This is a genomic window from Kushneria phyllosphaerae (assembly GCF_900312995.1).
In the GTDB taxonomy this organism is placed as follows: Bacteria; Pseudomonadota; Gammaproteobacteria; order Pseudomonadales; family Halomonadaceae; genus Kushneria; species Kushneria phyllosphaerae.
Genome location: NZ_ONZI01000003.1, coordinates 167,119 through 179,197, shown reverse-complemented (window position 1 = coordinate 179,197; position 12,079 = coordinate 167,119). Strand labels below are relative to the sequence as shown.

12 protein-coding genes are annotated in these 12,079 nt (G+C 60.4%); 6 read left to right on the top strand and 6 right to left on the bottom strand.

Annotated elements, in window-relative coordinates; all coding sequences use genetic code 11:
* Nucleotides 1-19 precede the first annotated feature (19 nt).
* Complete coding sequence (locus KSP9073_RS10760; RefSeq protein WP_108842975.1) at nucleotides 20-901, bottom strand: 5'-nucleotidase, lipoprotein e(P4) family; 882 nt, start codon at nucleotides 899-901, stop codon at nucleotides 20-22.
* A 125-nt stretch (nucleotides 902-1,026) separates the two neighbouring features.
* Here KSP9073_RS10760 and KSP9073_RS10755 point away from each other — a divergent pair, with 125 nt between their 5' ends.
* From KSP9073_RS10755 to slmA, 5 genes are all read left to right on the top strand, one after another.
* Complete coding sequence (locus KSP9073_RS10755) at nucleotides 1,027-2,388, top strand: bifunctional phosphopantothenoylcysteine decarboxylase/phosphopantothenate synthase (protein WP_108842974.1); 1,362 nt, start codon at nucleotides 1,027-1,029, stop codon at nucleotides 2,386-2,388.
* Nucleotides 2,385-2,870 carry a dUTP diphosphatase gene (gene dut, locus KSP9073_RS10750; protein ID WP_108842973.1) on the top strand — a complete coding sequence of 162 codons (486 nt, stop codon included), beginning with the start codon at nucleotides 2,385-2,387 and terminating at the stop codon, nucleotides 2,868-2,870. The genes KSP9073_RS10755 and dut overlap by 4 nt, the downstream gene beginning before the upstream one ends.
* Before the next feature lie 27 nt (nucleotides 2,871-2,897).
* A complete protein-coding gene (locus KSP9073_RS10745; RefSeq protein ID WP_108842972.1) occupies nucleotides 2,898-4,280 on the top strand; it encodes a phosphomannomutase/phosphoglucomutase in 1,383 nt (460 codons plus the stop codon).
* Between the two features lie 154 nt (nucleotides 4,281-4,434).
* Nucleotides 4,435-5,349 carry an acetylglutamate kinase gene (gene argB, locus KSP9073_RS10740; protein ID WP_108842971.1) on the top strand — a complete coding sequence of 305 codons (915 nt, stop codon included), beginning with the start codon at nucleotides 4,435-4,437 and terminating at the stop codon, nucleotides 5,347-5,349.
* A gap of 85 nt (nucleotides 5,350-5,434) precedes the next feature.
* A complete protein-coding gene (gene slmA, locus KSP9073_RS10735) occupies nucleotides 5,435-6,064 on the top strand; it encodes a nucleoid occlusion factor SlmA (RefSeq protein ID WP_108843385.1) in 630 nt (209 codons plus the stop codon).
* On the opposite strand, the gene KSP9073_RS10730 is transcribed toward slmA, so the two are convergent.
* The 5 genes from KSP9073_RS10730 to ftsY all read right to left on the bottom strand — a co-directional run bounded on the left by KSP9073_RS10730 (nucleotide 6,036) and on the right by ftsY (nucleotide 11,614).
* Entirely contained in the window at nucleotides 6,036-7,505 is a 1,470-nt protein-coding gene (locus tag KSP9073_RS10730) for a sensor domain-containing protein (protein WP_108842970.1), read from the bottom strand. The two genes, slmA and KSP9073_RS10730, sit on opposite strands and share 29 nt — an antisense overlap.
* A gap of 182 nt (nucleotides 7,506-7,687) precedes the next feature.
* Nucleotides 7,688-8,560: an RNA polymerase sigma factor RpoH gene (gene rpoH / locus KSP9073_RS10725; protein WP_108842969.1), complete on the bottom strand. Its 873-nt coding sequence runs from the start codon at nucleotides 8,558-8,560 to the stop codon at nucleotides 7,688-7,690.
* 112 nt (nucleotides 8,561-8,672) lie between these two features.
* Nucleotides 8,673-9,695: a permease-like cell division protein FtsX gene (ftsX, locus tag KSP9073_RS10720; protein WP_108842968.1), complete on the bottom strand. Its 1,023-nt coding sequence runs from the start codon at nucleotides 9,693-9,695 to the stop codon at nucleotides 8,673-8,675.
* Nucleotides 9,692-10,360 carry a cell division ATP-binding protein FtsE gene (ftsE, locus tag KSP9073_RS10715; protein ID WP_108843384.1) on the bottom strand — a complete coding sequence of 223 codons (669 nt, stop codon included), beginning with the start codon at nucleotides 10,358-10,360 and terminating at the stop codon, nucleotides 9,692-9,694. The genes ftsX and ftsE overlap by 4 nt, the downstream gene beginning before the upstream one ends.
* A gap of 12 nt (nucleotides 10,361-10,372) precedes the next feature.
* A complete protein-coding gene (gene ftsY, locus KSP9073_RS10710; protein WP_243409242.1) occupies nucleotides 10,373-11,614 on the bottom strand; it encodes a signal recognition particle-docking protein FtsY in 1,242 nt (413 codons plus the stop codon).
* On the opposite strand from ftsY, the gene KSP9073_RS17970 reads away from it, so the two are divergent.
* Nucleotides 11,498-12,010: a hypothetical protein gene (locus KSP9073_RS17970; RefSeq protein WP_243409248.1), complete on the top strand. Its 513-nt coding sequence runs from the start codon at nucleotides 11,498-11,500 to the stop codon at nucleotides 12,008-12,010. The two genes, ftsY and KSP9073_RS17970, sit on opposite strands and share 117 nt — an antisense overlap.
* Nucleotides 12,011-12,079 lie beyond the last annotated feature (69 nt).

Here is a 12,079-nt window from a genome sequence, read left to right as displayed (position 1 = left end):
CCAGCGTGACAACCCCGATTTACGGCGCGGTCTGCTCTGGCCCTGACCAGGCCCGCAGGGCTGCCCGCCGCCGTTGATCCTTTTCCTGCGGGGACAGCGAGAAGTCACCCTCGTAAAGCGCCGCCTCCCAGCCACCATAGGTCGGGTTGGGCAGCACGATATAACGCTCGCCAAACTGCGCCCGATCCTGAATGACCTGCGCGCTGCGCGTGGCCACGTCATCAGCGTCGTAGCGGCTATCGAAATCGGCCAGATTGTCACCCACCAGCAGCGCCACGTCGTGGGTGGCCATGACCGCCTCGCGGCGCGGCTGCTTGTCGCTGGCATCGGTGCGCAGCATCATGTGCTGCTCATCGACCCATGGGAAATCCAGCTGTTTCAAATTTTTCATGGTGGCCGCCAGACCGCTTTCCTTGCGGTTGGTCACATAGAACACCTCAACACCACGCGAGTGCGCGTAATCCAGAAATGCCTTTGCCCCGGGCAGCGCGCGCGCCTGTGCATCTTCCACCCAGGCACTCCAGTTCGCGCTGGAGTACTGCTCATCGCGCCCGATCAGCCAGGCCTGAAAAGGCGTGTTATCAATGACGGCTTCATCACAGTCCACGATGACCGCCAGCGGGCGATCTCCCGCCGCGCGTGCATCGATCGCCTGATCCAGGCGAAAGCGGGCCACGTTGAACGCCTGAAAGGAGAGCGCCTGGTATTCGCCGGCGCTTTGCATCCAGGCCGTGGCCATGACCAGCTGCTCATTGAGATCAGCATTGCTGTAGGTCGAAGATGTCGGCGGGTTTTGGCTGGCGCAGCCGCTCAGAGCAACACCAATGGCCAGTGCCGAGAGCGTCGACGCCAGACGATGGCGATACCGGGAAGACAGCACGCGTAGGGTGTTCAAATGCATGGCAGTGTCCTTTTCGGGCATGTCGTTATGGTTGTTTCCAGCCGGCCTGACAGAGGCTACGCACGTCAGGCACGCAGTGGTAAGGTAGCATCCCATCGATTACCGTTATGCCCATGGAGCCCTGCATGTCACGACTGGCTGGTCAACGCATCGTTTTAGGCATCAGCGCCGGCATTGCGGCCTACAAAAGCGCGGTGCTGGCGCGGCTTTTGAAAAAGGCCGGCGCGGAGGTCCGTGTGGTGATGACCGAGGGCGCCCAGGCCTTTATTACGCCACTGACGTTGCAGGCCCTGACCGGCGAAGAGGTGCGCACTTCATTGCTCGACCCTCGGGCCGAAGCAGGCATGGGTCATATCGAACTGGCCAAATGGGCCGATATCGTTCTGATTGCGCCCGCCACGGCCGATCTGATGGCCCGACTGGCCGCCGGCATGGCCGATGATCTGCTGACCACCGTGTGTCTGGCCACCCGGGCACGCTGTCTGCTGGCACCTGCCATGAATCAGGCCATGTGGTCGCACCCTGCCAGCCAGCACAATGCCGCCACACTCGTGGAGATGGGCTGGCAGCAGCTTGGCCCCGATGCCGGCGAGCAGGCCTGCGGCGATGTCGGTGGCGGTCGCATGCTGGAGCCGGAAGACATTATCAAGGCACTCGAAGCTGCCCTGTCCGGGCATTTCCCGGCCCCCGGTGCACTGCCTCTGGACGCCACGCCCGAGCATGACAATCACGCCCCGACACCGGATGCCTTTATGCCAGCCGGTGGCGAGACGCATGCCGGGGCGCTGGCCGGACACCATGTCGTGATCACGGCCGGCCCCACCCGTGAGGCGATCGACCCGGTGCGCTATCTCTCCAATCACAGCTCGGGAAAGATGGGCTTTGCACTGGCCAGTGCTGCTCGTGACATGGGTGCCCGCGTCACCCTGATTGCCGGGCCGGTAACGCTGGCCACGCCCGAAGGCATTACCCGCATCAATGTCATCTGCGCCGTCGAGATGCTGGAGGCCGTGAACGCAGCGTTGCCCGACTGCGATATTTTCATTGGCTGTGCGGCAGTCGCCGATTACCGGCTGGCCGACATTGCCGAGCACAAGCTCAAGAAAGTGCCCGGCAGCGCCGCGCTGACGCTGAACCTGATCGAAAACCCCGATATCATCGCCAGCGTCACCGACCGGGAATGCCCGCCCTTTACCGTCGGTTTTGCTGCCGAAACCCGGGAGCTCGCGCGCCATGCCCATGACAAGCTCGTGCGCAAGCGCCTGGATCTGATCGTGGCCAATGACGTGGCCGCACCGGGGCTGGGATTTGGTGCCGATGACAATGCCGCCGTGCTGTATCATCTCGAACCTGACCAGCCGGAGGTTCCGGTCACGTCACATACGCTGTCACCGCGCGCCAAGCAGGATCTGGCGAGCGCCATCCTTGTTTACATGCTGCCCCTTTATCATGGGCACCAACCAATGCGGAGCCCTGTCTGCTCATGACTGCTTCTTCCGACCGGCCGCGCCTGCAGGTCAGAATTCTTGATGATCGGGTACGTGAATACCCTCTGCCCCATTACGCCACGCGCGGCAGCGCCGGCATGGATCTACGCGCCCTGCTGGACGCCCCACTGACGCTGGCCCCCGGTGACTGCGAACTGGTCCGCACGGGTCTGGCCGTTCACATTGCCAATCCGGCCTGGGCGGGCATGATCCTGCCGCGCTCGGGCCTGGGTCACAAGCGCGGCATCGTACTGGGCAATCTGGTCGGTCTGATCGATGCCGACTATCAGGGCGAACTCATGATTTCGGTCTGGAATCGCGGTCAGGAGCACGTCACGCTCGAGCCGTTCGAGCGCATTGCCCAATACGTGCTGGTGCCGGTCATTCAGGCCGAGCTGGAGGTCGTGGACGATTTCACCAGTGATGATGATCACGACAATATCCGTGGCGCCGGTGGCTTCGGCCACTCGGGACGACACTGACGCGGGCGTACACCACAGGAACCTTCCATGACACAGGTAAGTGCCACCATCTTTCGTGCCTACGACATTCGTGGCGTGGCCGATGAACAACTCACCGCAGAGACCGCCCGGCTGATCGGCCAGGCCATTGGCAGTGAAGCGCTCGCCCGCGGCGAGAAGGGTGTGGCCGTTGGTCGCGATGGCAGGCTTTCAGGCCCGATGCTGGCAACAGCACTGATTGAGGGCCTCCGTGCCGCCGGCTGTGACGTGGTCGATATCGGTATGGTGCCCACGCCCGTGCTCTATTTTGCCACCCACGTGCTGGAGGGCATCACGTCCGGCGTGGCGGTCACCGGCAGTCACAACCCCTCGAACTACAACGGCTTCAAGATTGTGCTGGGCGGCCATGCCCTGTCGCGTGATGACATCACCGGTCTGTATCGGCGCATCGAGCAGCATGATCTCAGCACCGGCGAGGGCAGCTGCCGAGAACATGATATTCGCGAGCGCTATCTGGCACGCATTGCGGACGACATGACGCTTGAGCGGCCGCTGCACGCCGTGGTCGACTGCGGCAATGGCGTGACCGGCGAGCTGGGGCCGGAGCTGATCCGCCGCCTGGGTGCCAGGGTCACGCCGCTTTTTGAAGAGATCGATGGGCGATTTCCCAACCACCATCCGGATCCCGGCAAGTTTGAAAACCTCAAGGATCTGATTGCGAAGGTCAGAGAAACCGGTGCTGACATCGGACTGGCCTTCGACGGCGATGGCGACCGGGTCGGTGTGGTCACCCCCTTGGGTGAGATTATCTACCCTGATCGGCTCTTGATGGCCTTTGCCGGCGACCTTCTCGAGCGCGAGCCTGGTGCGCGCATCATTTTCGACATCAAGAGTACCGGCAACCTGATCCCGATCATCGAAAACGCCGGCGGCACGCCCGAGATGTGGTACACCGGCCACTCCCTGATCAAGGCGCGCATGAAGGAAACCGGTGCGGCACTGGCCGGCGAGATGAGCGGTCATATCTTCTTTCAGGAGCGCTGGTACGGTTTTGACGACGGTATCTACGCGGCTGCCCGGCTGCTGGAGATTCTGTCGCGCCAGCCCGACGATGCCGACCGGTACTTCAGTCAATTCCCTCAGGATGCCAGCACCGCCGAAATCAACGTGCCCGTCACCGACGACAACAAGTTCGGTATTGTCGAGCGCTTTATCCGGGACACCGACTTCGGCGAGCAGGCGACCCGAACCACGCTTGATGGCATTCGCGTGGACTATCCGGACAGCTGGGGGCTGTGTCGTGCCTCCAACACCACGCCCATGCTGGTGTTTCGCTTTGAAGGCAAGTCCGTGGAGGCACTCGAGCGTATTCAGGACCGTTTTCGTCAGGCGCTGCTGGCCGTGGCCCCCGACATTACGCCGACCTTCTAGAGAGACGGTTGAGTCCGGGCTCGTGAATACATCGCCGGCCCGGCATTATCGACACAGAATCATCGGCACAGAATCATCGAGACAGCCTTCATGATGCATGAAGCGCTGACGCTGCCCCGGCCCTTTATCCCTTTCTACAGGAGCGTTTTGCAATATGCATGACAGCGAATACAATCCGCGTCAGGTCGTTGAAATCCTGTCCGAGGCGCTGCCTTATATTCAGCGCTTTTCAGGCAAGACAGTAGTGATCAAGTACGGCGGCAACGCCATGACCGAGGACAACCTGATCCACTCCTTCGCCCGCGACGTGGTGCTGCTCAAGGAAGTTGGCCTCAATCCGATCGTGGTACACGGCGGCGGTCCTCAAATCGGTCAGCTGCTGGAGCGTCTCAATATCGAATCCCGCTTTGTAGATGGCATGCGGGTGACCGATTCGGAAACCATGGACGTGGTCGAGATGGTGCTCGGCGGGCTCGTCAACAAAAGCATCGTCAACCTGATCAATGGTGCAGGTGGCAAGGCCATTGGCCTGACCGGCAAGGACAACGCCCAGATTCGCGCGCGCAAGCTGTCCGTGCAACGCAAGAACGCTGACATGACGGCGTCTGAAATCATCGATATCGGCCATGTCGGAGAAGTCGAGCATATCTCGACCGATCTGATCGAGATGCTCTCGGAGGCTGACTATATTCCGGTCATTGCCCCCATCGGCGTGGACGCTCAGGGCCATTCCTACAACATCAATGCCGACCTGGTGGCCGGACGTGTGGCTGAAGCGCTGGGCGCCGAAAAGCTCATGCTGTTGACCAATGTGGCCGGACTCATGAACCAGCAGGGCGAGGTCATGACCGGCCTGACCACCGAGCAGGTTGATCAGCTCATCGAGGACGGCGTCATCTACGGCGGCATGCTGCCCAAGATTCGCTGCGCGCTCGAGGCCGTCAAAAATGGCGTCAACAGTTCGGTCATCGTGGATGGTCGCGTGGAACACGCCATCCTTCTGGAGATCTTTACACGCTCGGGTGTGGGCACGCTGATCACCGATCAGGCAAGCACTCCGTCACCCTGATGCCACGCGCAACACGGGGGTGATTTCATTCACGGGTGCCAGAGGCCGTCCCGGGCACCCTTGCCGGCAGATAAAAAAGATGGCCATGACCAGGGAACAAAAAATTTCACGCCGCGACCAGATTCTGCAGGCGCTGGCGCGCATGCTGGAACAGGGTCGCGGTCAGCGCATCACAACCGCCGCGCTGGCACGCGAAGTAGGCGTTTCAGAAGCTGCGCTTTATCGTCACTTTCCCAGCAAGACACGCATGTACGAGGCACTGATCGAATATATCGAGCAGACACTTTTCGAGCGCGTCACGCTGATCGTCAGCGAGCCCGGCGATGTCAGTGATCGCTGTCAGCGCATTGTGACGCTTCTACTGATTTTTGCCGACAAGAACCCGGGGCTTTGTCGTCTCATGACCGGTGAGGCACTCAGCGGTGAACACGAACGTCTGCAGACCCGCATGGCCCAGCTTTTCGAGCGCCTTGAAACGCAGCTCAAGCAGGTCCTTCGGACCGGTGAAATCGAACAGGGGTATCGACCGGCCATCGGGGTATCGGCTCTGGCAAATCTGCTTATGGCCGTTGCCGAGGGGCGCATCAATCAGTACGTCAGAAGCGGGTTTCGGCGTGCCCCACAGCACCACTGGGAGGAGCAGTGGCACCTTTTGAGTGCCCATCTGGCCTCTGAAACCGCCGCCGTTAATCCGGACGCCCCTTCAGGTATTTGATCGCCTTATCGGCCTCGACCCCGGCACCAAACAGATAGCCCTGCAGGATCTCGCACCCCAGCTCGTTGAGCAGATGCTGCTGACGGCGCGTCTCGACACCTTCTGCCACAACCGTCAGGCGCAATAGGTGCGCCAGCCGCACGATGGCCTCGATCATGTGGTATCCGTGGCTGGCGTCGGTGAGCGCTGTCACGAAACTCTTGTCCAGCTTGAGACGATCCAGCGGCAGCATCGCCAGCTTGTCCAGTGATGAGTAGCCGGTACCGAAATCGTCCAGCGAGATCCCGATGCCCTGCTGGCGCAGTTTTGAGATGATGTGCACGCATTCGTCAAAATTCAGCATCATCCGGCTTTCGGTGATCTCGAACTCCAGGCAGGCGCCTTCCAGCTGATAGGTGGACAGTACCTGCGCGACATGAGTCAGCAGGGCTTGATCAAGCTGCAACACGGACACATTGATGGCCACGACCGGCACCTGATACCCCTGTGCCCGCCAGCCACTGATCTGCCGGCATACCCGATCGATGATCCAGTTCCCCAGTACCGGCATGAGGCCCATCGATTCGGCCATGGGGATAAAGGTCGAAGGGGGAATATCCCCCTGGTCGGGGTCATGCCATCTCAGCAGGACTTCAAAACCGACAATGTGCTGGTCGCGACCATCCACCTGAGGCTGATAAACCAGTCGCAGCTGGCCGTCCATGATGGCCTGGCGCAGCGCGGCAGGCGCCACACTCGGCGCTTGTTCGCCAGTAGAGAGCGCAATGGCGCCGTCATCATTGCGTGAAAAAGATCTGACAATCCCGGCCGGCAGGCCCCGCTCTTCTTCCTGCGACGCGGCACTGATCTCCTCCAGCTGACTGATATCGACCAAAAGGCCATGACACTCGACTCTTCCGTCACGGCGAAGAATAACGCCCCGGTCCAGCACCCGCTGCTCGGACGCGCCATGAACCAAACGATAGGTATGCTCGAAATATCCCCGGCGCAGGGCAAGCTGTCGGGCACTTTTCAGCGACGCTTGATCATCGGGATGGACCATGGCGTCAAAGGTGCCACCGGGCAACTGACAGCTCTGCTCCCATGGCCCCGGCATCGGTGCCGCTGCATGGTTGAGATAGCAGTACTGATGCTGCTCGTGACAGTAACAGTACACCACGCCCTGCAACTCATCGGGCGTTTGCTCGACATCAACACACATGTCCTGCTTCAGGCGATACCGATGATAGCCCTTTGACAACAGTCCCTTTGCCTGCAAAAAACAGCAGAGCCACAGCAGCAGCCCCAGAGCCAGCGTACTGTCATCAATACACCCCTGCCACCAGAGCAGCCAAATCGTGACCAGAGACAGGGCAAACAGCAAACGATAGAGCGTCACCAGCATCCAGGGGATCGGAGGCGGCGTATCTTGTGGTTTACGGGAAAATGCAGGGTTGGACATCGGTCAGCGCTCAAGGCAACTACAGAAAATCACTTGATGATCATCAAAATAAGTAATATAGAATATGAAGCATCATTTTTTTTCATGAGACGTGACCGTAAAGCAAAACCCCGGGCCTTGGGAGCCCGGGGTTAACTTTTGCGCTAAAAACAATCTTTAGTATTAGAACAACAGTGCGGTGATCAGGCCGCCTCAGCGGATTCGCCGATCGCCTGTTTGAGTTTTTTCATGGCATTTTTTTCAAGCTGACGAATGCGTTCGGCGGAGACACCATAGGTATCGGCCAGCTCATGGAGCGTGGATTTCTGCTCGGCCAGCCAGCGGCGCTGCAGAATATCGCGCGAGCGATCATCAAGCCTTGCCAGCGCCTCGCGCAGCTGTTGCGAAGAACGGTCCTGCCAGTCGGACTCTTCAATCGACAGGGCCGGGTCGGAGCGGCCATCTTCCAGATACTGCGACGGAGACTGATAGCTCTGCTCGTCATCCTCACTGCCGGGTGCCGGATCGAAACCGGCATCGAAGGCCGACAGGCGCCCTTCCATTTCCCGAACGGCTTCCGGCTTAACGTCCAGATCCTGCGCAATGGCAGCCACTTCGTCATTGTTCAGCCATGACAGACGCTTTTTGGCACTGCGCAGGTTGAAAAACAGCTTGCGCTGAGCCTTGGTGGTCGCCACCTTGACGATGCGCCAGTTACGCAGCACGAATTCGTGAATCTCGGCCTTGATCCAGTGCACGGCAAAGGAGACAAGTCGTACGCCCTGAGCCGGGTCAAAGCGCTTGACGGCCTTCATCAGGCCCACATTGCCTTCCTGTATCAGGTCCGCCTGTGGCAGACCATAGCCGGAATAGCTGCGAGCGATATGCACCACGAATCTCAGATGCGACATGACAAGGCGACGGGCGGCTTCAATGTCACTGTCGGTATGCAGACGCGTGGCAAGGTCTCTTTCCTCATCCACGGTCAGTATGGGAATACGATTGACTGCCTGAATATAGCCATTCAGGTCATTGCCCGGCGAAAGATGACCGATAGGCTGAAGACTGGTACTCATGTTTAAACGGTCTCCCCTGGTCCCTGGCTGGTAATTATCTACCATTATAGACCATGGTAAAGGTGCTTTGTTTCCCGCGTCACGGCTTTCTCAAACAATTGCGCTTATCATCTCAACGCGGGCTGATGTCTGCCAGATGGCGACTGACGGCAATCCATGCGCCTACAAGTCCCAGCATGGTACTACAGATCAGCAACAAAACCGATCCGCCAAACCCGATGCCCGGCAGAGTGAAATGACTGCCGAACCCGGAGGCCAGCATATCGATGGGGGCCGATAACCACCCTCTCCCCAGCGTCAGCAGAATCAGCGCCAGAATGCCGCCCCCCAGTCCGTACCAGACCCCGACATACAGAAAAGGGCGTCGCACAAAGGCATGCGTGGCACCAATCAGGGTGACCACCTCAATCTCCTGACGCCGGCTTTCGACCGCCAGTCGTATGGTATTGCCGACCACCAGCAGCACGCCGAGGGCGAACAGCACGCCAAAGGCCAGTACGACACGACGCCCCAGCTCACTGAGCTGACGCAGTCGCTCAAGCCAGGCCATGTCCAGACGCGCATCCGTCACGCCATCGATTTTGCCAAGGCGTTCGGCCAGCGCCTGCGCCGCCTTCGGGTCGCGCGAGCGCGGCTGTACCAGAATGGTCGCCGGCAACGGATTATTATCCATCATGGCCAGGGCATCATTCATTCCCAAGCGCTGCTGAAAACTTTCAAGGCCGGCGGCGGCCGTGATCAGCTCGGTCGAGGCGATATCGCGCTCCCCACGCACCTGATCGGTAATGTCCATGGCCTGCGACTCCGACAGTGCCGGGTTCAGGTAGAGCGTCATGCGGGCGCTGTCATCCAGATTGCTGTCCAGAAGCTGAGCACTGCCCAGCGCCAGCCAGAGACTTGCCGGCAATACCATCGCGATGGCAATCGCCATCATGGTCATGAGACTAGACAGCGGCCGACGGCGCAGACGTTGAAGGCTGTCCACGGCCATCTGTCCGTGATGGCGACGCCAGGCGCGTGAGCGGCTTTCAAAGGTGATCTGGTGGGAACGTGCGCCCCGACGCGACTTATCGGTGTCGGGTGCCGGGCGACGCGTCTCGTTACTGGCCGGGCGGCGACGTGGTTTCTGGCTCATGCCGCCTCCTCATCACCGATCAATCGGCCATCGCGCAGCTTGAGCACCCGGTGCCTGAGCCGGGCGATCAGCGCCAGATCGTGACTGGCCAGCAGGACGGTTGTGCCGATGCGATTGAAGTCCTCGAAAAGCCGCATGATATCGGCCGACAGCTGCGGGTCCAGATTACCGGTCGGCTCGTCTGCCAGCAGCATGGCCGGTTTGTTCACGACGGCCCGGGCAATGCCGACACGCTGCTGCTCACCGCCGGAAAGCTCGATGGGCAGCGCCTTTTCACGATGCAAAAGACCGATCTTGTCCAGTGCCGCATGTACCCGGCGCCGGGCATCCTGAGGCGTGGCGCCCTGGATGATCAGCGGCAGGGCCACGTTATCGAACACGCTGCGATCAAAGAGCAGCCGGTGGTTTTGATAGACCACGCCGATCTGGCGCCGATAAAACGGAATCTGTGACACGTGAAGGCTGGTGATGTCATGGCCGGCCACGACAATGCGGCCCCGGGAAGGCCGCTCCAGCGCCATGAGAAGGCGCAGGACCGAACTTTTCCCGGCACCGGAGTGACCGGTCAGAAACACCATTTCACCGCGCTGCACGGTGAAGTTAAGATCGGCCAGCGCCTCGAAACGACCGCCATAGCGCTTGCCGACATGCGCAAACTCGATCATGGCCATGAGAAATCAGCTGCCGTCCCGGTCAAAGAGAGCCCCCACGAAGTCTTCAGCCTCGAAGGGTCGCAGGTCATCCAGCGTTTCCCCGACCCCGATATAACGAATGGGGGTTCCCAGCTGCTTGGCAATGGCAAAGATGATGCCGCCCTTGGCCGTACCGTCCAGCTTGGTCAGGGTAATACCGGTGACGGGCACCGCCTGGTTAAAGGTTTCTGCCTGTGAAATCGCATTCTGGCCCGTACCGGCATCAAGGACCAGCATGACCTCATGAGGCGCCTGGGCGTCCAGACGCGCCATGACACGCTGCACCTTGCTGAGCTCATCCATGAGATGGCCCTTGTTGTGCAACCGGCCGGCCGTATCGGCAATCAGCACGTCAATCCCGCGCGCCTTGGCCGCAGATACCGCGTCATAGATGACGGAAGCACTATCAGCGCCGGTGTGCTGGGCAATCACCGGCACATCGTTGCGTTCGCCCCAGACCTGTAGCTGCTCAACGGCGGCCGCGCGAAAGGTATCCCCTGCCGCCAGCATGACGCTGCGGCCCTGACGCTGAAAGCGCTGGGTCAGCTTGCCAATGGTCGTGGTCTTGCCCACGCCATTGACGCCCACCATCAAAATCACGAACGGCCCTTCACCCTTCGGCGGCAGGCGCAGCGGTTTGGCCACCGGCTCGAGCATTCTGGACAGCTCTTCCTGCAGCGCCTTATAGAGAGCATCGACATTTTTGAGCTCACGCCGGGAGATACGCTCTTCCAGGCTTGCCATGATGTCGCTGGTGGCCGCAACGCCCACATCCGCCATCAGAAGCTGCGTTTCGAGCTCTTCCAGCAGATCATCGTCAATTTCCTTGTGGCCGAGCAGCAGCGTTGCCAGACCGTCGGTCAGGTTGGAGCGGGTCTTGCCAAGCCCCTGACGCATGCGTGAAAACCAGCCCTTTTTGGCACCGGCAATATCACTTTGCTCATCCGCGGTTTCAGGGCCAACTTCAACGGCCGTGTCATATCGGGCCCGACGCGGCTTGTCGCGACCGCGGTTACGTGCAGGCGTTGTGACTTCTGACGCGGTACCGGGCCCCAGCTCTTCCGGGGCCGGCTCGGCGTGCGTCTCACGTAGCGCGGACACATCAGACGAATGCTTTTGAACAGGCTCGGGATCGACGACCGGTTCTGGCTCAACGACAAATTCTGGCTCGGGCTCGATAACGGGCTCAGACTCTCGCTCAACTACCGGTTCCGGTTCGGGCTCGATGACGGGCCTGGGCTCACGTTCGACCACAGGTTCCGGCTCGGGCTCGATGACGGGCTCTGGCTCACGTTCGACCACAGGTTCCGGTTCGGGCTCAACGACGGGGTCTGGCTCGGTCTCGACAACAGGCTCAGGCTCAGGCTCACGTTCGATCACAGGTTCCGGTTCGGGTTCAACGACGGGCTCAGGCTCTCGCTCAACTACCGGTTCCGGCTCAGCCTCGACGACGGGCACTTCTCGCGCCTCCACAGGCGGCTCTGGAGGCTTCTCTTCGGTGACATCGGACTCAGGCGTCTGCGCCTGTTGCTCCAATTGCTGCTGCTCTTCGCGATCCTGCTGATCGCGGCGCTGCTTCTTGCGCTTAAAAAAACCAAACATGGGCTATATCGTCGCGATTGATCCATCGGGAAAAGACGGTCGAGCCGTCATTTGATACCGCATCCTACCACTCAAGCACTGCTCGCCGGT

What these genes read in the sequence shown, in the direction of transcription:
- KSP9073_RS10760 (WP_108842975.1), bottom strand. Translation starts at nt 901, where the DNA reads ATGCATTTGAACACCCTACGCGTGCTGTCTTCCCGGTATCGCCATCGT.
- KSP9073_RS10755 (WP_108842974.1), top strand. Translation starts at nt 1,027, where the DNA reads ATGTCACGACTGGCTGGTCAACGCATCGTTTTAGGCATCAGCGCCGGC.
- dut (WP_108842973.1), top strand. Translation starts at nt 2,385, where the DNA reads ATGACTGCTTCTTCCGACCGGCCGCGCCTGCAGGTCAGAATTCTTGAT.
- KSP9073_RS10745 (WP_108842972.1), top strand. Translation starts at nt 2,898, where the DNA reads ATGACACAGGTAAGTGCCACCATCTTTCGTGCCTACGACATTCGTGGC.
- argB (WP_108842971.1), top strand. Translation starts at nt 4,435, where the DNA reads ATGCATGACAGCGAATACAATCCGCGTCAGGTCGTTGAAATCCTGTCC.
- slmA (WP_108843385.1), top strand. Translation starts at nt 5,435, where the DNA reads ATGACCAGGGAACAAAAAATTTCACGCCGCGACCAGATTCTGCAGGCG.
- KSP9073_RS10730 (WP_108842970.1), bottom strand. Translation starts at nt 7,505, where the DNA reads ATGTCCAACCCTGCATTTTCCCGTAAACCACAAGATACGCCGCCTCCG.
- rpoH (WP_108842969.1), bottom strand. Translation starts at nt 8,560, where the DNA reads ATGAGTACCAGTCTTCAGCCTATCGGTCATCTTTCGCCGGGCAATGAC.
- ftsX (WP_108842968.1), bottom strand. Translation starts at nt 9,695, where the DNA reads ATGAGCCAGAAACCACGTCGCCGCCCGGCCAGTAACGAGACGCGTCGC.
- ftsE (WP_108843384.1), bottom strand. Translation starts at nt 10,360, where the DNA reads ATGATCGAGTTTGCGCATGTCGGCAAGCGCTATGGCGGTCGTTTCGAG.
- KSP9073_RS17970 (WP_243409248.1), top strand. Translation starts at nt 11,498, where the DNA reads ATGCTTTTGAACAGGCTCGGGATCGACGACCGGTTCTGGCTCAACGAC.